A 22,423-nucleotide genomic window follows, 5' to 3' on the forward strand; every position below is an offset into this window, starting at 1 on the left:
GCATGCAGGGGGTGGTCCTTGGGAGACGCGCCGCCGGACGAAGGCATGCACCTGCCCAGCCCGCAGCCGAGCGGCGCACAGGTCAATCCAGGGGGAACACGCGCAACGCGGCGGCGCTGGCAGAGGGTGCGAATTGTGTGCCGATCACGACAGATCGGTCGTGCGCATTAGAGCAATCGAAAACTTAATTTTCCGTTCTGCATGGGTGATCGAATTGTTCGGCGCGCCCGGCCGCTGCTTTCAGATCCAGCGCATTGCGTGCACAAAAGCGCCGGCGCGCGGCCGCAGGATGTACGCTTGGACGATGTCATCCATCGCAGGGCAGCACATGAATTTCGGCAGCGACAACCAGTCCGGCGTATCGCCACGCATCCTCGACGCGCTGGTGGCAGCGTCCTCGGGAACCGCCGCGCCGTACGGCAACGACACCTGGACACAACAGGCCGAACAGGCCATCGCGCGCGTGTTCGACCACGACGTCAAGGCCTTCTTCGTGGCCACCGGTACCGCCGCCAACTGCTTGGCGTTGTCCGCACTGGCGCAGCCGTGGAATGCCATCCTGTGCCACGCACAGGCGCACCTGATCAGCGATGAATCCACTGCACCGGAATTCTTCACCGGGGGTGCGCGCCTGCTGCCGATCGCCACCGACAGCGGCAAGATCACCCCAGCGGCGCTGCGCGCTACGCTCAAGCGGCTGCCCGATGCGCGGCCGCACAGCGTCAAGCCTTCGGCATTGTCGCTGGCACAGGCCACGGAGAACGGCCTGGTCTACACGCCCGCCGAACTGAAGGCACTGTCCGAGGTGGCCCATGAGCATGGCCTGCACGTGCACATGGACGGCGCGCGCTTCGCCAACGCGGTGGCGGCGCTGGGCTGCACGCCGGCCGAAATGACCGTGCACGCTGGCATCGACGTGCTGTCCTTCGGCGCCTCCAAGGACGGCGCGCTGGCCGCCGAGGCGGTGGTCTTCTTCACGCCGGCGCTCGCCGAAGGTTTCGACTACCGGCGCAAGCGCGCGGGCCAGCTGGTGTCCAAGGGACGCTTGTTCGGCGCCCAGTTCAACGCATGGCTGCAGGACGACCACTGGCTGGAACTCGCCGGCCAGGCCAACCACGCCGCGCAGGTGCTGGCCGCCACCCTGCAGGCGCATGCGGACATCCGCCTGGCCTGGCCGGTGCAGGCCAACGAAGTGTTCGTGGTGATGCCCAAGGCGCTGCTGGAGCGCCTGCTCGCTGCCGGCGTGCAGTGTTACGACTGGTACCCGGACAGCCTGCCTGCGTCGATGCCGCTGGGCGCTGATGAGGTGCCGGTGCGCTTCGTCACGGCGTGGTCGAGCAGCGACCAGCAGCTGGATGCGTTCGCCGCGGTGCTGGGCCGCTGAGGCCAGCCACGAGGCCGGAGGTGGCGGAGCGGACGATCCGGGATCGCCGCGCCGTCAGTCCGGCGCGTACCAGAACGGAATCTGGAACTCGCGACGTCGCTCCCGTCCCTTGGCCGTGCTCTGCGCATTCCACACCAGGCGCAGGTCGTGGCGTCCGGGCGGGAGTCCCTGCAGCGGCAGATAGCCGACCAGCCCGCGCATTTCCAGGTCGCGTCGCTCCATCGGCACGAAGGCATCCAGCGCGACCGGCGCGCCGTCGAGGGTAATCGTCCACAGCCGCGCCAGGCAGGCCACCGCCGTGCGCGCGGCCTGCTCACCTTCGGCCACGTTGGCGCCCTTGGGCAAGGTATCGGTACACAGCCGGCGTGCCACCGAATTGTCGCGCTGTGGCTGATGCGGGATGAACAGCCGCAGCTGTGATTCGCTGATCTGGTCGGCGGGGATCATCGGGTAGCGCAGCAGCCGATCATGTTCGGAGCGCAGGGATTCGTAGTGCGCGCTGGCCATGCCATGGTCCACGGCTTCGTCGGTGACGACGGCGTAGCGGTTGAACAGGGCGAAGCGGGTCGAGTTGAAGGTCTGCACCCCGCCGATCACCATCGCCAGCATCACCGCGCCGAAGTAGACCACGTAGAAATTGCGCGCGTAGAGATTGCTCTGCAGGGTCAGCTGCACCGGAAGCAGCAGGCGCAAGGGCAGCACGAAGCCCATGCCGCGCAGCACCACGCGCACCGCGCGCTCCAGCCGTTCGCTTGGAAGCCCGCGCGCACGCCGGCGCAGCACCGCGCGTTCCAGCACCAGCGGCAGCACGCTGGTCACCGTGAACAGAACGTAGGCCACGCCCAGTACGGTGAGGGCGACCTGGTCCGGAGCCCCCAGCAGTGCGCCGACCACGCCTGCGATCGCCAGCAGCACGGCGGTCAGCAGCCCGGTCCAGACCATCGTCAAGGCGAACAGCAGCGTGGTCGAAAACAGCACCGACGCCAGCCGATCAGCACCGGCGATGGACTGCTCCAGGGTGGACACCATGCGCTGGTAGTGGTCGCGGGACACCCCGCCCAGCAGCGGAATGCGGTCCCAGCGGATGCCCTGCGGGAAGTGGGTCTTCAATCCGATCAGGCCGACCCAGTAGCCGCGGATCGCCAGATGCGCGATCAGGGCGATGGCCACCACGTAGCACAGGCCGACGGCGATGCTGAAGCCGAACCACAGCGCGTGCGCATGGATGCCTTCGGTATGCACGGTGTTTGTCGCCCACGCATCGAAGATGCGCCCGGGCACGGCGAGCAGGGTGAAGGCCAGCAGGCCGGAGATGAAAAGCTCCAGTTCGTCGGTACGGTCACGGACGCGGGAGAGGCGCTCGCTGCCATCGACCATGGCGTGCGGCGGCGGCGTGGCAGGCGCTTGCGATTCGTTCACGGCGGGTCATCCTTGGCAGTCGCCGGAATATGCCACAAACGCAGGAAGGCGGCCGAAGCCGCCTTCCTGATGCGCCCACTGCCGGGCGAGCCGGCAGGGCCTACGGTTACCTGTATTCGCGCTCGCAGCGGCGTTCAACCACGCGATCACCGGTCTTCTGCTGGTGGCGGCCCTGGATGTTGCGGCCTGCCGCACCGCCGGCTACCGCACCGGCCACGGTGGCCAGCTTCTTGCCGTTGCCGCCGCCGACCTGGTTGCCGAGCAGGCCACCGACCACTGCACCGGTGGCAGTACCGGCAATACGGTTGGAGTCTTTGCTGTTGCGCTGCACTTCCACGTTGCGGCACACCACGCGGCTGCCATCGTCGAAGCGGCGGCCTTCATCGCGCGGGCCGTAGGACTGTGCGGACGCGGCCGAGGAGGCGGCCAACAAGGCGCCAGCACAGAGCAGGGGGATGGACATCTTCATCGGGGACTCCTTGGCGTTCCGGGTGTATGTCGCCAGTCTTCCCGCGACGATGGCAAACCCGGGTGAATTCGCGTGGAGATACCGTGCAGGTCGCCTGCCCCGTTCAGCCAGCGGTGTGCTGACCAGACGGCCGTCCGGCGTGCTGGCGGGGGTCCAGCAACGCGTTCGCGCGTCGCACCAGCTCGGCGGCGGCGAACGGCTTGGCCAGCACTTCCATGCCCGCTTCCAGATGCCCCGCGCCCACCGCCGCGGTAGCGGCGTAGCCGGTGATGAACAGGACCGGCAAGCCGGGTCGGCACTGTCGCCCGGCGTCGGCCACCTGCCTGCCGTTCAACGGGCCGGTCAGTCCCACATCGGTCACCAGCAGGTCGATCGCTTCCACGGACCGCAGCACATCCAGCGCGGGGGGACCTTCGGAGGCTTCGATCACCCGGTACCCCGCCGACACCAGCACCTCGCTGACCAGCACGCGCACCGCGGTTTCGTCTTCGACCAGCAGCACCGTGCGCATCGGGCCGCGCAGGACATCGCTGTCCAGCGCCACCGCCGGCGCAGCGTCCGCTGCCTGCATGCCTTCGACCAGCCGCGGCAGATACAGGTGCATCGTGGTGCCCTCGCCCGGCCGGGACTCCACCTGCACCTGGCCGCCGGACTGACGGGTGAATCCGTAGATCATCGACAGGCCCAGACCGGTTCCCTGGCCGATCGGCTTGGTGGTGAAGAACGGCTCGAACACCTTCGCTACCACGTCGGCTTCCATGCCGGTGCCGGTGTCGCGCACCGACAGCCGCACATACGGCCCGGGCGGCAGCTCCAGTGCCACCGCCTCGCTGCCCGCCAGCTCTACCACGTCGCTGCTGATATCCAGCGCACCCCCGCCCGGCATCGCATCGCGCGCGTTGATGCACAGGTTCAACAGCGCGTTCTCCAGCTGCGGCCCATCGACCTGCACGGCGGCACTGCCATCGGCGAAGTGGGTGCCGATGGTGATCGACGGCCCCAGCGAGCGCGAGATGATCTCCATCATCCCCAGCACCATCTGCTCCACGACCACCCCGGTAGGGGCCAGGGTCTGCCGGCGCGAGAACGCGAGCAGGCGCTGGGTCAACGCCGCGGCGCGGTCGGCACCGGAACGCGCCATCTCCACGTAGCGGCCCAGGTCGTCGATACGCCCCTGCGCAACCCGCATCTCCAGCAGTTCCAGTCCCATCGACACCGACGTCAGCAGGTTGTTGAAGTCGTGCGCGATGCCGCCGGTAAGCTGGCCCACCGCCTCCATTTTCTGGCTCTGCCGCAGCTTCTCTTCGGTCATCAACAGTTCGGCGCTGCGTTCGCGCACGCGCTCTTCCAGGGTGACCGTCAGCTGCTGCAGCCGCTCTTCGGCCTCCCGTTTTTCGGTGACGTCCGTTGCCGTGCCGAACCACTCGCTGACGCGGCCTTCGGCATCGAACATCGGCACCACCCGCATCAGCACCCAGCGGTGGCTGCCGTTGCGCGGCGGCGTGCGGTGCTGGATCTCGAACGGCTTCCTGTGCGCATCCGCCTCGGCGATGGCCGCGTCCAGCGCGGCGCGGTCATCGGGATGCACGAACGCTTCGCGCCAGTTCCAGTCCGGCGCGAGCAATTGCGCGGTGTCGCCCTGGCGCAGGATCTGCCGGCGCTCGGCCCAGTCCGCAGACAACGAATACAGCACCTGCGACGAGGCCCCGACCAGTGCGCCCAGGCGCCGCTCGCTGGCGGCCAGCGCATCGATGGCCGCACGCTCCAGGGTGCGGTCGCGCAGCACGATGACGAAGCCGATCGCGGTACCCTCCTCGTCGCGCAGCAGGGTCAGCGCGCCCTGCGCCCAGAAGGTTTCGCCGGACTTGCGCAGGAAGGGGCGCTCACCCGACAGCCCGCCTTCGGCCAGTGCCACCCGCATGCCGTGCTGGAACCGCCGTGCCACGCGGTCCTTTTCGCTATAGAAACGCTCCGGGGTCTGCCCCAGCATCTCCGCTTCGGTCCAGCCCAGCGTGTGCCGCGCCCCTTCGTTCCACAGGGTGATACGGCCTTCAAGGTCCATGGCGAAGATGGCGTAATCCATCGCGCTGTCCATGATCTGCCGGTGCCGCGCTTCGCTGCGCCGGAGGCGGCGCTGCAACGCCACCTGCGAGGTGACATCCAGGCCCTGCACGAACACGCCGACCGACTGCCCGGCCGCGTCCTTGACCGGCTGGAACACGATATCCAGCTTGCGCGGCTCGACCACGCTGCCGTCGGTGCTCACCGGATCGTAGGTTACTTCCGTGCCGATATAGGTTTCGCCGCTGCGGTACACCTGGTCCAGCAGCGGCAGGTAGCCCTGGTCGATGACTTCCGGAATCGCATCGGCCAAGCGCTGGCCGATCACCGGCCGATGCCCGACCATTTCGGCATAGCGCGGATTGGCCAGCTCCACCCGATGCTCCGGGCCACTCAGGAAGGCCATGAACATCGGAGATTTCTCGAACAGGGCGATCAGTCGCTCGTTCTCGCGCGCCAGCCGCTGCTGCGCCACGACGACCTCGGTGACTTCGCGGGTCACGCAGAACACGCCGCCCACGCTGCCGTCATCCAGGTGGATCGGCGAGAACGAGAACGTCCACCAAGTGTCCTCCTCGGCGCCGTAACGGTTCATCCGCACCGGCATGTCCTCGAAGCGCGATCCTTCACCGGCCAGGGCCCGTTCGACCGGCCCCTTCACCGCGTCCCAGGCGTCTGCCCACAGCGTGCGCAGCGGCGCCCCCATTGCCTGCTCCCGACGCGGGCCGAGGATGGGGCTGTAGGCATCGTTGAACAGGAACACCAGCTCATCGCCCCACGCCAGGTACATGCTTTCCGGGCTGGCCAGCATCAGGCTGGTGGCACTGCGCAATGCCGATGGCCAGCCGTCCGGATGCCCTAGCGGCGTAGCCTGCCAGTCAACGCTGCGGATGCAATCGGCAGCAGCCCCGTCGGTGAACGGGAAACCGCGTTGGGCCTTGCCCGGGTAGGTGGAAGTCGACAAAACTGCAGACGCCAGGACCAGGAAAGCGGGCAATCTAATGCAGAACGGGCAGCAACAGTGTCAACGCGCACCCTTGCGGTGCACCGGATGAGCGTTGAGTTCACCTTGCAGGGCAGCGACATCGTCGATATCCCTTCGCTCTACGCCGAACTCAACCGCGTATTCATGGCAGACGAGGACTGGGCGCTTGGCAACAGCCTGGATGCGCTGGATGACCTGTTGTACGGCGGCTACGGCGCATTGCAGGGCCAGCAGGCCGTCACCGTGGTCTGGCAGGACATGGAAACCAGCCGCGCCGCGCTTGGGGTGGCCGCCACGACCGCCTGGCTGCAGCACAAGCTGGACCAGCCGGGAACGTTCAACACCGCCCCCCTGCAGGCACAGCTGCTCGCGCTGCAGCAGGGCCACGGGCAGACCTACTTCGACATCGTGCTGGAGATCTTCGCCAGCCACCCGGACATCCGCCTGCAGCCGGCATGACCGTGGCAGCACGCCATGCGCGGCGGACTTTCCCCGTAAACATCGTTGTGGAATGCTGCAGGCAACATCTCAGGAAGAGCACACGCCATGATCCACTGGTCATGCAACCGATGCGGCACCTCGGTGCCACAGGACTGCGCCCTCTGCATCCACTGCGGTTTCGATCCCTCCGTGCCACCCGAGCAACGTGGCCACTACCCACCAGCGGAATGCCTTCGCTGCCAGTCGCCGATGCAGTTCGGCGGCACTCTGCAACTGCACGAAGGCACCCGCATGTGGCCCGTCCTGATGGGCAACATCGGCGAACTGCTGGTCGACCGCAGACGCTTTGAAACGTTCCTGTGCAGCGGCTGCGGCAAGGTCGAATTCTTCATGCCCCCCGACCCGTAGGCGGTGATGCCGCCACGCCATGCGAGCCATGGCGTGGCAGCGCCGAGCCGTGCTCGGCGGGAGCATCAGGTGGCGACCACGCTCGCCACTACGGCGCGGACTTTCCCGGCAACAGATAGCGCAGCCCCAGCGTGAAGCCACGCGGGGCGATGCTCAGGTGGTCCTCGTCGTTCAACACGTCCAGCCGCATCACCAACGAGGGATAGCCCCGGCCGCGCAGCGTGCGTTCCATGCGCCGCGCGTCTTCCACCATGTCATCTTCCTGCAGGTAGCGCGGATCGCCGACCCGCTTCGCCTCGTACTCGCCGATGTAGAAATACACCTTGGCCGGCATGTCCTTCAGGGTCGCGGCCGACGCCTGTTCCATGCGCTCCATCACGTGCTGGTCGAACCAGTAGGACGGGCTGCCCAGCACATAGCCGGAGAACAGCGAAGGTTCGCTCAGCAGGATCTGCGTACCCAGCAGTGCACCGTAGGAATGCCCCAGGAACAGGCGCTGCGTTTCATCGGTGCGGAAGCGCTGGGCCACGTACGGCAGCACCTGGTCGCGCAGGTAAGCGGCATGCGCCGCCCCGCCGCCATGCTCGGCATCCTCCGGTGCACCCTCCGCACCGTTGGCGGTGGGCGTGTAGTCGCGGCGGCGGCTGGGCATGCCTTCCTCGCCCACCGCGTAGGACACGCCGACCAGGATGAACTCCTGCACCGAACTGCCCAGCCGGCGCCCTACCTGGCGCAGTACCGGGAAGGCATAGTCGGCATCGGTGACGTACAGCACCGGATAGCGGCGCGCCGGCTCCTTTTCATACGACGCCGGCAGCTGCACGAATACCTGGTAATCACGCCCGGAGACCGGATCCGGCACCTCCCATACCTGGCTGCCGATGATCTCGTACGGCGCGCCATTACCGCGTTGGGCAGGTGCCCGCTCGCCCGCGCTGGCGCAGCCCACCACCAGCATCGCAAACACACCGGACCACAACAGGCGCATCATTCCAGTTCTCCTATACGTTCAAGCACCGGCGCGGACGCCATGTCGTTGGGGTTGGTGCCCGGCGCCCCCTGCGGCACGTCCATGCCGCGGCTGCGGTAGAACTCCACCCAGTACGGCGACACTTCCCCGGTCTGCAGGTTCTTGAAGTTCATCGGCTGGGTGGCGAACACCTGCTGCGCACGGAACGCGCGCTCGATGAAATCCGAGCAGTAGTAACTGTCCTCATCCTGCACGTAGGTGAAGTTGTAGGGCTTGCCGAGCAGCGTGCGCGCCTTGGCGATGGCCGCCGGAATGGCCGCGCGTTGTTCGCGCTTGAGCCGGTACAGCACCACGTGGCGGTGCTTGGCCCGGGCCTCATCGAGGAAGCTGTCCAGGGTCTGCTCGCGCGATCCCTTGTCATCGGCGTGCAGCACGACCGCGCTGCCGGATTCGCGTGCGATCAGCGCGACGTGGTCATAGCTCACCGCACCGGGCTTGCCGGTCGCATCGTTGATCGCACCACTCAGGCCGGTAGTGGCGGCGGTGACGAACAACAGGTCACCGTTCTGCGGCTGGGGCGCCCTGGCCTGCGCCGGCAGCAGCGGCGCAAGCAACAAGGCAAGGCATAGCAGGTAGGTTCGCATCGACAATCACACCGCAGGACAAGGCGGCGATGATGCCATGCCGCTCCCGCCTGCCGCAGCAACGTGGCGTCCGGTCAGTCCTTCGGATACACCGCCAGCACCTCGCAGCCCGGGCGCGCGAATCGCGGCGTGTCCGAGCGCAGGTCCCCGGCCATCGCGCCGACCATGACGATGCGATCGCCCGGGTTGCCGCAGATCAATCCATTCTGGAAGCCGGACTGGAAATCGACCGACTGCGCGCCGGCCAGGATGCTGCAGCTGCCCCCCAGTTCTACCCGATAGTAGCGATTGCCACCGTTGCGGCGCGGGTTGGTTTCCACCACTACGCCTTGCGGGTCCTCGTTCCAGCTGCGTACGTGGCGGGTAGCGAAACAGAAGTCCGCCGAGCCCTGGAAGGTGTGCCGCGGGCTGCTTTCACCGCCTCTGCCGGCCGCCTTGCCGGTGACCTCCACCCCCGGCAGCGTGGACGCGAACTGGCGGCTGCTAGCGCGCGCTGTTTCGGCAAAATCGCGGTCGTCGATCACGCTCACCGCACTGATCCCGCAGCTGCGCCCATCCACCACCAGGTTCTCGCTCGGACGGCCGCAGGCCCAACCGGCGGGGGCTTCCAGACGGACCTGGCTGGCCTCGTTGATGCCGGGGCAACCGGCGCCGCTGAAATCAATCCGGTAGGCCACGCCATTGCCTCCGCGAACGGCGATCGCCTCCGGACCGGCCTGCTCGACCTGACGCACGTCGCGGGCATCCAGGCAATGCGCAGCCGGCGGGCTGCGCCCGGGCGGCGCGGCGGTGGCAGGCCCGGCCTGGGCAACAGTGGGCAGCAGGCAGGCCAACGCCAGCGGTGCGATTCGTAAGCTGTTGATCACGATGCCGTCCTTGCATGGGGATGGCCCGAATCTAGCATGCCGCCTCCCCCCACCACATTGCCGCAGGATTACCCGCCGCGCGTCCTGCACGCAGCCGGCACGGCCGCTTGCCGATGATGGGGTCCCCCACCCGTCTGCCCTGCCATGGCCAAGCCGTCCGGCTCCCGTCTCGTCGTCTACGCCGCACTCGCCGGCAACCTCGCCATCGCCATCGCCAAGTTCATCGCCGCCGGCCTGTCCGGCAGTTCGGCGATGGCCAGCGAAGGCGTGCATTCGCTGGTCGACACCATCAACGAACTGCTGTTGCTGTACGGCCTCAACCGCGCAGAGCGCAAGCCCGACGCAGCGCATCCGTTCGGCCATGGGCGCGAGCTGTACTTCTGGAGCTTCATCGTCGCCCTGCTGGTGTTCGCCGCCGGTGCCATCGTGTCCGGCTACCAGGGCGTGCAGCACATCCTGCACCCGGAGCCGGCCACCAACCATCTGGTGAGTTACATCGTGCTCGGCGTCTCGATGGTGTTCGAAGGCGCCTCGTGGTGGATCGCGCTGCGCGAATTCCGCGCCACCAAGGGCAGCATGGGCTACTTCGAAGCATTCCGGCGCAGCAAGGATCCGACCACCTTCACCGTATTGCTGGAAGACAGCGCGGCATTGCTCGGGCTGGGTTTTGCGATGATCGGCCTGGTCGCCGCGCAGCTGCTGGACATACCCGTGCTGGATGGCGTGGCCTCGCTGTGCATCGCCGCCGTGCTGGCCGCGACCGCGTTCCTGCTGGCCCGCGAAACCAAGGGCCTGCTGGTCGGCGAGCCCGCCGATGCGCATGTGGCGCAACGCATCCTGGAGGTGGCCAATGCCGATCCGGACGTACGCCGTGCCAACGGCCTGAGCACCATGCAGATGGGCCCCAACCAGGTGGTGGCCATGCTGAGCGCGGAGTTCGAGGACGACCGCAGCACCCCGCAGATCGAGGAGTGCATCACCCGCATCGAGCAGGCGGTGAAACGCGAGTATCCGGAGCTGACGGCCTTGTTCATCAAACCGCAGACGCCGGAGGTTTATCGCGCGCGTCGGGCGGCGATGCTGGCGGGGCCGGTGGCGGAGGGCTGAGATCCGCCTGCGCGGCGCTGCCTGATGGCAGGCACCCCGGTCCCCGACTCTGGCTGCCTCCCCTACAATGGTCCATCCGCGGCCACCCCGTGCCCGCACCCGCCTCAAGATGGACCCCGCGTGACCCAGAAGCAGCCCGAACACACCCCCCTGATGAAGCAGTTCTTCGCCGCCAAGTCCGAGTTCCCGGACCTGCTGCTGTTCTTCCGCATGGGCGATTTCTACGAGCTGTTCTACGACGACGCACGCAAGGCGGCGCGGCTGCTGGACATTACCCTGACCCAGCGCGGCAGCTCCGGCGGCGCGCCGATCCCGATGGCCGGCGTGCCGGTGCATGCCTACGAAGGCTACCTGGCCCGGCTGGTGGCGCTGGGCGAATCGGTGGCGATCTGCGAACAGATCGGCGACCCCGCCCTGGCCAAGGGCCTGGTGGAACGCAAGGTGGTGCGCATCGTCACCCCCGGCACCGTCACCGACGAAGCCCTGCTGGACGAGCGCCGCGATACCCTGCTGATGGCGCTGTCACGGAGCAAGTCCGGCTACGGGCTGGCGTGGGCGGACCTGGCCGGCGGGCGCTTCCTGGTCAATGAAGTGGACACCGATGACGCGCTGGAAGCCGAACTGGCGCGCCTGGAACCGGCCGAACTGCTGGTGCCCGACGAAGAGAACTGGCCCGCATTCCTGCGCCAGCGCAAGGGCGTGCGCCTGCGTGCGCCGTGGCTGTTCGACGCCGACAGCGGCCGCCGACAGCTGCTGGCGTTCTTCAAGCTGCATGACCTGAGCGGCTTCGGCATCGATGACAAGCCGCGCGCCACCGGTGCCGCCGGTGCGCTGCTGGGCTACGTCGAAGAAACCCAGAAGCAGCGCCTGCCGCACCTGACGTCGATCGCGATGGAAGACGCCGGCGAAGCGATCGCGATGAATGCCGCCACGCGCCGCCACCTGGAGCTGGATACCCGCGTCGACGGCGATACCCGCAACACCCTGCTCGGCGTGCTGGACAGCACCGTCACGCCGATGGGCGGCCGCCTGCTGCGGCGCTGGCTGCACCGTCCGCTGCGCCTGCGCGAGGTGCTGGTACAGCGCCACCATGCGGTGGAAACGCTGATCGACCGCGGCGCCGATGCGGATATCCGCGAACAGTTCCGGCGCCTGGGCGACCTCGAACGCATCCTGACCCGCGTGGCACTGCGCTCGGCGCGTCCGCGTGATTTCTCCACCCTGCGCGATGGCCTGGGCCTGCTGCCGGCGGTGCGCGAGGTGCTCGGCCCGCTGGATTCGCCGCGCCTGCAGGCGCTGCACCAGCTGCTTGGCGAGCACGATGACTGCGCGCGCCTGCTGGCCAGCGCCATCGCCGACATGCCGCCGCTCAAGCTCAGCGATGGCGGCGTACTGGCCGACGGCTTCGACGAAGAACTGGACGAACTGCGCCGGCTGTCCACGCATGCCGACCAGTTCCTGATCGACCTGGAACAGCGCGAACGCGAAAGCAGCGGCATCGCCACGCTGAAGGTCGGCTACAACCGCGTGCACGGGTATTACATCGAAATCAGCAAAGGGCAGTCCGACCGCGCGCCGGTGCACTACACCCGCCGCCAGACGCTGACCAATGCCGAGCGCTACATCACCGAAGAACTGAAAAGCTTTGAAGACAAGGTACTGTCCGCGCGCGATCGCTCGCTGTCGCGCGAAAAGCAGCTCTACGAGCAGCTGCTGGACACGCTGGGCGACTGCCTGGAGCCGCTGAAGCAGTGCGCCGGCGCGCTGAGCGAGCTGGACGTACTGGCCGGGTTCGCCGAACGTGCGCAGGCGCTGGACTGGTCGCGACCGGAGCTCGACAGCGCGCCGTGCCTGAAGATCGAGCGCGGCCGCCACCCGGTGGTGGAAGCGGTGCGTGACCAGCCGTTCGAACCGAACGACCTGTACCTGCACCCGGACCGCCGCATGCTGGTCATCACCGGCCCGAACATGGGCGGCAAGTCCACCTACATGCGGCAGAACGCGCTGATCGTGCTGCTGGCCCATATCGGCAGCTTCGTGCCCGCCAGCCGTGCAGTGATCGGTCCGATCGACCGCATCCTGACCCGCATCGGCGCCGGCGACGACCTGGCACGCGGGCAGTCGACCTTCATGGTGGAAATGGCCGAGACCAGCTATATCCTGCACCATGCGACCGAACACTCGCTGGTGCTGATGGATGAGATCGGCCGCGGTACGTCGACCTACGATGGACTGGCCCTGGCCGACGCGGTGGCACGCCACCTGGCGTGGCAGAACCGCTGCTACACCTTGTTCGCAACGCACTATTTCGAGCTGACCGCCCTGGCTGATGAACAGCACGAAGGGGGCCGCAGCGGCATCGCCAACGTGCACCTGGACGCGGTGGAACACACCGACCAGAACGGTGGCGAGCGCCTGGTATTCATGCATGCCGTCAAGGACGGCCCGGCCAACCGCAGCTTCGGCCTGCAGGTAGCGGCGCTGGCCGGGCTGCCGCGCGCGACGGTGGCACAGGCGAGGCGCCGCCTGGCCGAGCTCGAACAGCGCGGCGGTGAAACCCAGTCGGCGGCGGTGGCACCGCAGGCGCTGGATGCACCGCAGCAGTTTGGATTGTTCGCTGCCCACAACACCGCCGCACTGGATGCATTGGCGGCGGTGGATCCGGATGAGCTGACGCCAAGGCAGGCATTGGAAGCGCTGTACCGGTTGAAAGCGCTGGTCTGATACTGCAAGGCCCGCCGGGCTCGCCGACCATGGGTCGGCGCTACCGGCGCATGCCTTTGAACTGAGGTCACTCGTAACGAAGCGCGTCTATGGGATCCAGGCCGGCGGCTTTGGCGGCAGGGATCGTTCCGAACACCACGCCGACGGCGGCGGAGAACAGCACCGACAGCACCACCGTCCACCACGGGACCGTGGCCGGTGGCAGCCCGGGGATGACCAGAGAAGCGAGCAGGCCGCCGGCGTACCCGAGCACGACACCGATGACCCCGCCGATGGCGGAAAGCAACGCCGCTTCGCTGAGGAACTGCAGCAGGATGGCCTGGCGGGTGGCGCCAAGGGCCTTGCAGATCCCGATCTCGCGGGTCCGCTCGGTGACCGACACCAGCATGATGTTCATGATGCCGATGCCCCCGACCAGCAGCGACACACCCACGATCCCCGCGAACACCATGCTGACCAGATGGATGATGCTCTTCAGCGAATCCCCAAGCTGCTCGGCGGTTTCGACGCGAAAGTCACCGCCCTGGCTGCCTCCCCGCAGGCGCGACTGACGCAGCAGTGCGTCGATCCTGTCTTTCACTGCGTCCATTTCCGCGGTATCGGCGACCTGGACGTCGATACTGAGATCCACCTGTGATGCGTCCTTTACCAGCGCAAGACCGGTGGCGAAGGGCATCAGCACGAAGTCATCCTGGCTGAAGCCGAACACCTCGCCGCGCTCCTCCATCAACCCCACCACCTTGCACCACTCGCTGCCGATGCGGATGTACTGCCCGACAGGATCAGCGGGCAGTTCCAGCTTGCTGCGCAGCTTTTCCCCGATCACGCAGACCCGACGACGGGAATCGTTGTCGGCAGCGGTGATGAACCGTCCAAGCCGGGGGTAGACCTGCCGCGAATGCTGGTAGGCCGGCGAACTGGCAATCACCCGGGTGAAGGTATCGGCCCGCCCCGCGTGAACCGTGCCGCCATGGTCGCCCATCACGTTGAAGCTTGGAGACACCTCCCCCACTCCGGGCAAGCCGTCGACCAGGCGCTGGTAGTCCTCCAGCGAAATCCGGCTACGGCGTCCCTGCAACTGGTCGTCGAAGGAGGTCTCGGACCTGACGGTCAGGTTGTTCGCGCCCAGACCGGCGAACTGATCCGTGATCGAGGCGGCCATGCCCTGGAAGACGGAGACCACCGCGATGACCGAGGCAACGCCGATGACGATGCCCAGCACGGTCAACAGACTGCGCAGTGCGTGCGCACGGATGCTTGCCCATGCCGACTCGACGATCAGCAGCAGATCAGCCATTGCGCTGACGCCTCCGATCCGCACTCACCTTGCCATCTTCGATCCGGATGACGCGGTGGCAATGGTCTGCAATATCCGTCTCATGGGTGATCATCACGATGGTGCTGCCGTCCGCCCAGAGCGCGTCGAACAGCGCCATGATGTCCCGCGTTGTTGCGGAATCCAGGTTGCCGGTAGGCTCGTCGGCGAGCAGGATCGAGGGCGAGCCGCACAACGCGCGTGCAATCGCCACACGCTGCCGCTGTCCCCCGGACAACTGGCTGGGGAGATGGCCTGCGCGATCGGCCAGTCCCACCTTGCACAGGGCGTCCATGCCCCGCTGCTGGCGCTCTGCACGTCCCATCTTCCGGTACAGCAGTGGATGCATGGCATTCTGCAGCGCGGTGGCGCGCGACATCAGGTTGAAGCTCTGGAAAACAAAGCCGATGGCACGATTGCGCACTCCCGCCATCTCGCGCTCGTCCAGGCAGGTGACCGGCTGACCGGCGAGCAGATAACTCCCTGCACTGGGCCGATCCAGGCAGCCCAGGATGTTCATCAAGGTGGTCTTCCCGGATCCCGAAGGCCCGGTGATGGCAACGTACTCGTTGCGATCTATGGTCAGATCGATGCCGCGCAGTACCGGCACCTGTTCGCCCGCCATGGCGTAGTGCTTGTGGACCTGTTGCAGCTCGAGGATGGGCTGCATGTCAGGGCAGGTCCAGCATGGCCGGCACCGCGCGTACGCGCTGGTTGTCGCGCAGATGCCGCATTGTCTTTGCAGGTCCGGTGATGACCCGATCGCCGCGCGCGAGTCCCGAGACAATCTCCACATGGCGGTCGTCGGACACACCGGACTCCACGTGCCGCCTGGTAACAGTGCCTCCCGACTCCACCAGAAGGTACTGCCGCTGCCGCGTCGTCTTGCCTGCCGCACCTTGATGGCGGGCGACATCGGCCTGTTCGCTCAACAGCGCCTGCACCGGCACCGCGACCGGCGTACGGTCAACGTCCACAAAGACCTCGGCACGGCAGCTCATCCCGGTGCGAAGGTCGGCATGGGCGTGCCCATCCAGGGCAATCTGGACCGCGTAGCTGCGCTGGTGTGCGCTGCCGCCGTCACCCCGGCGCGCGTGGGTGCCAGTGCAATCTCCTGGACCCTGCCGCTCAGCATCCTGCTGCTGTCCGATCCGGCGAATACCTGGGCCTGCTGTCCTTGCTTGATACGCGACACATCCATCTCATCGACCTTGATCGTCGCGGCCATCGTGCCGATGTCAGCGATGGTCATCAGGCTGGAGCCCGCGATGCCCGTCGAACTCGGTACCGCGGTTTCGCCGACCTTCAGGGCGATGGACGTGACCACGCCTGAGATGGGTGCGCGGATCAGTGTCTTGGCCAGGCTCTCACGGACCTGCACCAAGGCCGCCATGGACTGTGTCAGCTGCTCTCGGCTGGCCTTCAGCCGCAGCCGCGCCAGTGCCACCTCGTGACGCACCTGATCATGGCTGGCCTGGTCGACAAGACGCTTCGCCACCAGTTCGGTACTGCGGCGCTCCTGGGTCTGGCGGATGTCCAGCAGTTCTGCCTGCTGCTCAATGTCCAGCGCCTGCTGCCGCACCATCGATTCCCGCTGCTGCACCTCGGCCTTCTGGGTTTCCTGGTCCAGCACCATCACCAGCTGCCCGCTCTGGACGTGGTCCCCTTCCTTCACCAGCACCCGGCGTACAAGACCGATGACTTCGGGCGAAAGCGCGGCCGTGTCCCGGAAATCGAAGGTGCCGGAACCGAGCACAGACGCGCGCAAGGTCCGGTTTTCCGCGATTTCGTACTGCACCTCCACCGGCTTGCGCCCGCCCCACAGGGCGGCGACCATGCTGCCCGCCAGCACCATGGCCACGACGCCACCGGTCAGCAGACGACGGTTCATTGCGTTGCTCCCAGGGCAATGCCCATGGCCCACGCGCCGTACAGCAACAGCGCCGGGGCCAGCGCGATCGACAGCGCGCGGACCCAGCCCATGCCGAGCCAGTGGCGCAGGCCAGCTGCACACAGGGCTATCGTCCAGAAGGATTGCACGCCTACCGAACCGGCCAGCGACAGCCATCGGCTGCCCACGCCGATTCCGGTCAGTTGGGCGATGGACAGTGGGTTGGACAGTTCGGGAGGAAGGTTGCTGGTGTCAGCTATGGCACAACGCAGCGCCATCATCAGCAGCATCACCGTCTCCGGCACCGTCAGCCATGCAGCACGCCCCACCCACTTCACGTAGGGATCGGAACGGCGGGTACGTGCGACCACCTTCAGCCAGGCTGCGGTGAGCAGGAGGAAGGCGCCACCCACCAGCAACGAGCTGGCGACCGACATCACCGTCAACAGGGTGCGCCCGAGCAGGTTTCGCATGAATTCAAGCTCGCGACCTTGCAGCTCGCTATGGCCGGCGAGCAGATGGTCCTGCAGCCAGGCCAGGTCCACGTTCGCGTAATAAGTCGTCCACGCCATCGCCGTAGCGAACGCGAGCGCCAGCAGTGGCCATGGCCAGTCGCTGCGCAGCTCGACGCGTTCCCACCCCTTCAACGGATCCAGGATCACCTCACCTGCTGTCTTTGCAACACGCGCGCTCATGCCGTTTCCTTTTCCGTCGTTCGCATCTCGTCCGGCTGAACAAGAGCCCGCATCACCGGCCAACAGACATGATTCCCACGGTCCTGCGTTGGCGCTTCCAGATTTCGACCATGTCGCAGCGCACCCGTGCGCCTGGCGCGCCGTTACGCCAGGCTCTGGTTCAACATACAAGCCAGGCCCCGAGCACACCCCGTAACGTTGCAACGTCTGCCCAACGGCACCCGCGCCTGTCGCATCTGACGCTTGCCCGACGCCGCCGCGCTTTCGATCCTGTGGCTTTCCCGCCTGCGGAATCGTCCATGTCCGATCCAACCCCTCGTCATGACAACGCCATCGACGGCCTGCGGGCAATCGCCGTGCTGGCGGTGGTCATCTTCCACGTCGACGCATCGCTGCTGCCCGGCGGCTTCAGTGGCGTGGACCTGTTCTTCGTGGTGTCCGGCTTCGTCATAAGCCAGTCGCTGGCATCACGCCCGTATGACCACATGGGTCGTTACCTGCTGGATTTCTACCGCCGGCGGGTGCTGCGCCTGCTGCCGGCGTTGCTGCTGGTACTGCTGGCCACCTTCCTGTTGTCCACTCTGTTCATTCCCCGTGGCGGCGGGAGCAGCGAACAATACGATCACACCGGATTTGCGGCGATCCTGGGCATCAGCAACCTCGTACTGGCATGGCAGGTCGAGGATTACTTTTCGTGGGGGGCCAGTCTCAACCCCTATCTGCACACCTGGAGCCTGGGGGTGGAAGAGCAGTTCTACCTGCTGTTTCCTCTACTGTTCCTGATCTGGTTGCGCGCGGCGAAGTCGCGGGTCTGGGTGCGCTGGCTGCTTCCCGCGTTGGCAGTGGGTTCGATGGCATTCGCTGCGTGGCAGTCGACCGCCGCTCCCGACCAGGCGTTCTATCTGCTCCCGGCGCGTTTCTGGGAACTGGCTGCCGGTGCCCTGCTTTACCAATGCATCGCCTTGCGAACGCCGTCGCGTCACTGGCAAGCCTGGGCATTACCTGGCCTGGTGCTGGTGGTGGTGGGCTTCGCCTTCGAATCGGACCTGCAGTTCCCGTTCCCCGGCGCGATCGCCACGGTCATCGGCACCGTCATGCTGCTTGCAGCGAGTACCGCCGCCAACGGAGAGCGAAAGAAGAATCCCCTGGTGCACGTGCTGGGCAGCAGGCCGCTCGTTTACATAGGGCGTCTGTCGTATTCGTTATACCTGTGGCACTGGCCTCTGCTGGTGCTGCTGCGCTGGACCTACGGCCTGCAGGGGGTTGCCTTGTGGGCTTACCCTGTGATGCTGTTCGCGCTCGCCAGCGCCTCCTATCACTGGGTGGAAAGTCCGATACGCAATGCGGCAGTTGCAAGGCGCGCGCGCTCGCCGATCATTCTGGGCGCTGCCTTGGCCGCGGTCGTCGCCAGCCTCGGCATCGCGTGGGCCATGCCACACTTCAACGAGCAGCTTTCACTGAGCAGGACCCGGGACAGCTACGTATGGCGCACCTACCTGCATCCTGCATGGATGCCGGTGGAGCCGATCGATGCGCCATCGTTGCGCGGGCGCAAGCTGATCGTGACGGGTGATTCATTGTCCACGAGCTTCCGGCCCATGACGTCCATCGCAGCGCGTCAGTTCGGCATGGAGCTGATCGTCATTTCTGAGCCTGGATGCAGCTTCACCAACCTGATGCGCGCCGATTCCCGCGCGTGCGTGCCGGCACGGGACAAGGCACTGGCGCGGATTGAACGGGAGGCACGTCCAGGCGATATCGTGCTGCTGTCCTCGCTGCGCATGCAGGAGCTTCGCGGCCTGGACTGGAGCCGAGGCGAGGCGCAGGTGTTTCAGGAACTGGCCATGCAACGCACATCCGCGGACGCCGCAGGTGCCGCGCGCGATGCCGAGGCCACCCTTGCGCGACTGCAGGCGCTGCAGGTGCACGTGATCATCAGTGCGCCGATGCCGGTGTTCAAGTCCGATCCATTCCGATGTTCAGACGTGTTCAACCGCATGAACCCGGCGTGCAAGGCCGGGCTCACCGTCCCGCGCGCGGCCATGGAGGCGATGCGCGCTCCGCAGATGGCACTGCTTCATGACCTGCTCGAGCGCTATCGCATGCTGCAGGTATGGGACCCGCTGCCGCTGCTTTGCAACGAAGACCATTGCGATGCGATGGACGGGACGACCCCCCTGTTCTTTGACCGCGAGCATCTGAGCGGGCACGGCAATCGCATCCTGTTGCCAGACTTCGAGCGGCTGCTGCTCGAAATTGGCACTGCATCTGGCGATGGTCCATCAGCGGACCCCGCGTGAAGCCTTCGCATCGTCTTCGTGCAGGCGGCGTTATGCTCGGGCGGTTTCCGGCCTGAGCCGTACCCACCCCGAGCCGCAGGAGTTCCGCCATGAACACGCAGTCGCTCACCAGCTCCCTCCTCCAGCAGCTGCAGCAGGGCCCCGCCCTGCAGCAGGTGTCCCAGACCCTCGGCGTAGACAGCACCCAGGCCAGCCAGGCGATCCAGTCCGCGCTGCCGCTGCTGCTGGGCGCCATGGGCAACAACGCCAGCAACCCGCAGGGTGCGCAGTCGCTGCTCAACGCGCTGCAGCGTGATCACCTGGGAGGCAGCCCGGCGGCGGCCGGCAGCTTCGACCTCGGTGGCCTGCTCGGCGCGGTGATGGGCGGTGCGGGGGGCCAGGCCACCAATGGCGCCGGCATCCTCGGCCATGTGTTCGGCGGGCAGAGTCCGCAGGCTGCGCAGCTGCTCGGCCAGAAGACCGGCCTGGACAGTGGCCGGTCCGGCCAGCTGCTGGCCCTGCTGGCGCCGATCGTTATGTCATTTCTGGCCCAGAAATTCGCCCAGCAGGGCAACGCCGGCCAGCTCAGCCAGGCGCTTGGCCAGGAAGCGCAGGCCTCCGGCATGGGCGGCGGGGGCCTCGGCGCGCTGCTCGATCAGGACGGCGATGGGCAGTTTGGCCTCGGTGATGTCCTGAAAATCGGCGGCGGGCTGCTCGGCAAGCGCCCCTGATTGGGCACGGCTGTCCAATCGTTCGGGACCATAGATTTCTACTATTGATCCGGTTGAGCGAATCGAATGTACGTTCCTGTGCACGGTGCTTACCGTGGAGGGGAACCTCGATTCACGTTCCCTATTAGACATTCGCCAGTACACAGGTAGAGACCCATGAAAAGCGAAGCGAAGTGCCCGTTCAACCACGCCGTCACCGGTGAAGGCACCACCAACCACGACTGGTGGCCCAAGCAGCTGCGCGTGGACCTGCTCAACCAGCATTCGTCGCGTTCCAATCCGCTGGATCCGCAGTTCGACTATGCCGCCGCGTTCAAGGGCCTGGACTACCAGGCACTGAAGAACGACCTCAAGGCGTTGATGACCGATTCGCAGGACTGGTGGCCGGCCGACTTCGGGCACTACGGTGGCCTGTTCGTGCGCATGGCCTGGCACAGCGCCGGCACCTACCGCATCGGCGATGGCCGCGGCGGCGGCGGGCGTGGGCAACAGCGTTTCGCCCCGCTCAACAGCTGGCCGGACAACGTCAGCCTGGACAAGGCGCGGCGCCTGCTGTGGCCGATCAAGCAGAAGTACGGCCAGGCCATTTCTTGGTCGGACCTGCTGATCCTCACCGGCAATGTCGCGCTGGAATCGATGGGCTTCAAGACGCTCGGCTTTGCCGGCGGTCGCCCGGATACCTGGGAACCGGACCAGGACGTGTACTGGGGCCGCGAGACCACCTGGCTCGGCGGCGACGAACGCTACAAGCACGGTTCGGAAGGCGTGGAGAAGGCCGGCGGCGTGCTGGTATCCGATGACGACGCCGACGGCGACGTGCATTCGCGCAAGCTGGAAAACCCGCTGGCCGCCGTGCAGATGGGACTGATCTACGTGAACCCGGAAGGCCCGGACGGCAACCCGGATCCGTTGCTGGCCGCCTTCGACATCCGCGATACCTTCGGCCGCATGGCGATGGACGACGAGGAAACCGTCGCGCTGATCGCCGGTGGCCACAGCTTCGGCAAGACCCACGGTGCAGGCCCGGCCGACAACGTTGGACCGGAGCCGGAAGCCGATGGGCTGGAACGGCAGGGCCTGGGCTGGAGCAACCGCTTCGGCAGCGGCAAGGGCGGCGACACCATCACCAGTGGCCTGGAAGTCACCTGGACGCGCACCCCGGCGCAGTGGAGCCACGACTTCTTCGAAAACCTGTTCAAGTTCGAGTGGGAGCTGACCAAGAGCCCGGCCGGCGCACACCAGTGGGTGGCCAAGGATGCAGAGGCGGTGATACCCGACGCGCACGATCCGTCGAAGAAGCACCGCCCGACCATGCTCACCACGGATCTGTCGCTGCGCGTTGATCCGGCCTACGAAAAGATCTCGCGTCGCTTCCTGGCCGATCCGCAGGCCTTCGCCGATGCCTTCGCGCGCGCCTGGTTCAAGCTGACCCATCGCGACATGGGCCCACGTGCCCGCTACCTGGGCCCGGAAATCCCGGCCGAAACCTTCATCTGGCAGGACCCGGTGCCGGCCGCCACGCATCCGCTGGTGGACGCCAAGGACGTGGCCGCGCTGAAGCAGAAGATCGCCGCCAGCGGGCTGAGCGTGGCCGAACTGGTGTCCACTGCGTGGGCGTCGGCGTCGACCTTCCGTGGCGGTGACAAGCGCGGTGGCGCCAACGGGGCGCGCGTGCGCCTGGCCCCGCAGAAGGACTGGGCGGTCAACCAGCCGCAGCAGCTGGCCAAGGTGCTGGCCGCGCTGGAAAACGTGCAGGCCGACTTCAACGGCGCCGGTGGTGCCCAGGTGTCACTCGCTGACCTGATCGTGCTGGCCGGTGGCGTGGGTGTCGAGCAGGCGGCGAAGGCCGCTGGCCATGACATCAGCGTGCCGTTCACTCCCGGCCGCACCGATGCCAGCCAGGAACAGACCGACGTGGAGTCCTTCGCGGTGATGGAGCCGGCGGCCGACGGCTTCCGCAATTACCTCAAGGGCCGCTACAGCGTCCCCGCCGAAGCGCTGCTGATCGACAAGGCCCAGCAGCTGACCCTGACC

At 66.8% G+C, this 22,423-nt stretch carries 19 protein-coding genes; 8 read left to right on the top strand and 11 right to left on the bottom strand.

Annotation, left to right across the window (positions count from 1 at the left end; genetic code table 11):
* Positions 1 to 328 precede the first annotated feature (328 nt).
* On the top strand, positions 329 to 1,384 hold the full coding sequence (locus ABB28_RS03635) for a threonine aldolase family protein (protein ID WP_057507338.1): 1,056 nt from the start codon (positions 329 to 331) through the stop codon (positions 1,382 to 1,384).
* A 54-nt stretch (positions 1,385 to 1,438) separates the two neighbouring features.
* On the opposite strand, the gene ABB28_RS03640 is transcribed toward ABB28_RS03635, so the two are convergent.
* From ABB28_RS03640 to ABB28_RS03650, 3 genes are all read right to left on the bottom strand, one after another.
* The gene (locus ABB28_RS03640) at positions 1,439 to 2,803 is read right to left on the bottom strand and encodes a hypothetical protein (protein ID WP_152983371.1); all 1,365 of its coding nucleotides are present in this window, start codon (positions 2,801 to 2,803) and stop codon (positions 1,439 to 1,441) included.
* 106 nt (positions 2,804 to 2,909) lie between these two features.
* Positions 2,910 to 3,272 (bottom strand): glycine zipper 2TM domain-containing protein, encoded by a 363-nt coding sequence (locus ABB28_RS03645; RefSeq protein ID WP_057507321.1) that lies wholly within the window; start codon positions 3,270 to 3,272, stop codon positions 2,910 to 2,912.
* Positions 3,273 to 3,375: 103 nt separating this feature from the next.
* Positions 3,376 to 6,297, bottom strand: coding sequence for a hybrid sensor histidine kinase/response regulator (locus ABB28_RS03650; protein ID WP_425479509.1), 2,922 nt, complete (start codon positions 6,295 to 6,297; stop codon positions 3,376 to 3,378).
* Positions 6,298 to 6,384: 87 nt separating this feature from the next.
* Here ABB28_RS03650 and ABB28_RS03655 point away from each other — a divergent pair, with 87 nt between their 5' ends.
* Complete coding sequence (locus ABB28_RS03655) at positions 6,385 to 6,777, top strand: barstar family protein (RefSeq protein ID WP_057507322.1); 393 nt, start codon at positions 6,385 to 6,387, stop codon at positions 6,775 to 6,777.
* Positions 6,778 to 6,864: 87 nt separating this feature from the next.
* Complete coding sequence (locus ABB28_RS17910) at positions 6,865 to 7,167, top strand: hypothetical protein (RefSeq protein ID WP_148049473.1); 303 nt, start codon at positions 6,865 to 6,867, stop codon at positions 7,165 to 7,167.
* A gap of 88 nt (positions 7,168 to 7,255) precedes the next feature.
* Here ABB28_RS17910 and ABB28_RS03660 read toward each other — a convergent pair whose 3' ends face one another.
* From ABB28_RS03660 to ABB28_RS03670, 3 genes are all read right to left on the bottom strand, one after another.
* The gene (locus tag ABB28_RS03660) at positions 7,256 to 8,158 is read right to left on the bottom strand and encodes an alpha/beta hydrolase (RefSeq protein ID WP_057507323.1); all 903 of its coding nucleotides are present in this window, start codon (positions 8,156 to 8,158) and stop codon (positions 7,256 to 7,258) included.
* Complete coding sequence (locus ABB28_RS03665) at positions 8,155 to 8,781, bottom strand: YiiX/YebB-like N1pC/P60 family cysteine hydrolase (RefSeq protein ID WP_057507324.1); 627 nt, start codon at positions 8,779 to 8,781, stop codon at positions 8,155 to 8,157. The genes ABB28_RS03660 and ABB28_RS03665 overlap by 4 nt, the downstream gene beginning before the upstream one ends.
* A 74-nt stretch (positions 8,782 to 8,855) precedes the next feature.
* Complete coding sequence (locus ABB28_RS03670; RefSeq protein WP_245625268.1) at positions 8,856 to 9,647, bottom strand: hypothetical protein; 792 nt, start codon at positions 9,645 to 9,647, stop codon at positions 8,856 to 8,858.
* Between the two features lie 144 nt (positions 9,648 to 9,791).
* Between ABB28_RS03670 and ABB28_RS03675 the strand changes: the two genes are divergently transcribed.
* Positions 9,792 to 10,754 carry a cation diffusion facilitator family transporter gene (locus tag ABB28_RS03675; RefSeq protein ID WP_057507325.1) on the top strand — a complete coding sequence of 321 codons (963 nt, stop codon included), beginning with the start codon at positions 9,792 to 9,794 and terminating at the stop codon, positions 10,752 to 10,754.
* A gap of 153 nt (positions 10,755 to 10,907) precedes the next feature.
* Positions 10,908 to 13,478 carry a DNA mismatch repair protein MutS gene (gene mutS, locus ABB28_RS03680; protein ID WP_057507342.1) on the top strand — a complete coding sequence of 857 codons (2,571 nt, stop codon included), beginning with the start codon at positions 10,908 to 10,910 and terminating at the stop codon, positions 13,476 to 13,478.
* Between the two features lie 67 nt (positions 13,479 to 13,545).
* Here the strand turns inward: mutS and ABB28_RS03685 are convergent, their stop codons facing one another.
* Genes ABB28_RS03685 through ABB28_RS18100 form a run of 5 tightly spaced genes read right to left on the bottom strand, consistent with a single transcriptional unit; the run spans position 13,546 to position 17,379 of the window.
* The gene (locus ABB28_RS03685) at positions 13,546 to 14,775 is read right to left on the bottom strand and encodes an ABC transporter permease (RefSeq protein WP_057507326.1); all 1,230 of its coding nucleotides are present in this window, start codon (positions 14,773 to 14,775) and stop codon (positions 13,546 to 13,548) included.
* Complete coding sequence (locus tag ABB28_RS03690; RefSeq protein ID WP_057507327.1) at positions 14,768 to 15,463, bottom strand: ABC transporter ATP-binding protein; 696 nt, start codon at positions 15,461 to 15,463, stop codon at positions 14,768 to 14,770. Before ABB28_RS03690 ends, ABB28_RS03685 begins: the two co-directional genes overlap by 8 nt.
* Position 15,464: 1 nt before the next feature.
* Positions 15,465 to 15,770 carry a permuted SH3 domain-containing protein gene (locus ABB28_RS03695; protein ID WP_152983372.1) on the bottom strand — a complete coding sequence of 102 codons (306 nt, stop codon included), beginning with the start codon at positions 15,768 to 15,770 and terminating at the stop codon, positions 15,465 to 15,467.
* Between the two features lie 20 nt (positions 15,771 to 15,790).
* Complete coding sequence (locus ABB28_RS03700; protein WP_057507329.1) at positions 15,791 to 16,684, bottom strand: efflux RND transporter periplasmic adaptor subunit; 894 nt, start codon at positions 16,682 to 16,684, stop codon at positions 15,791 to 15,793.
* A complete protein-coding gene (locus ABB28_RS18100) occupies positions 16,681 to 17,379 on the bottom strand; it encodes a YIP1 family protein (protein WP_161809848.1) in 699 nt (232 codons plus the stop codon). The genes ABB28_RS03700 and ABB28_RS18100 overlap by 4 nt, the downstream gene beginning before the upstream one ends.
* A gap of 299 nt (positions 17,380 to 17,678) precedes the next feature.
* Here ABB28_RS18100 and ABB28_RS03710 point away from each other — a divergent pair, with 299 nt between their 5' ends.
* The 3 genes from ABB28_RS03710 to katG all read left to right on the top strand — a co-directional run.
* Entirely contained in the window at positions 17,679 to 19,679 is a 2,001-nt protein-coding gene (locus tag ABB28_RS03710; protein WP_057507331.1) for an acyltransferase family protein, read from the top strand.
* Positions 19,680 to 19,768: 89 nt separating this feature from the next.
* The gene (locus tag ABB28_RS03715; RefSeq protein ID WP_057507332.1) at positions 19,769 to 20,389 is read left to right on the top strand and encodes a DUF937 domain-containing protein; all 621 of its coding nucleotides are present in this window, start codon (positions 19,769 to 19,771) and stop codon (positions 20,387 to 20,389) included.
* A gap of 156 nt (positions 20,390 to 20,545) precedes the next feature.
* Positions 20,546 to 22,423, top strand: a 1,878-nt coding sequence (gene katG / locus ABB28_RS03720) for a catalase/peroxidase HPI (RefSeq protein WP_057507333.1), incomplete at its 3' end; no start/stop codon positions are given.

This window comes from Stenotrophomonas chelatiphaga (assembly GCF_001431535.1).
Taxonomy (GTDB): Bacteria; Pseudomonadota; Gammaproteobacteria; order Xanthomonadales; family Xanthomonadaceae; genus Stenotrophomonas; species Stenotrophomonas chelatiphaga.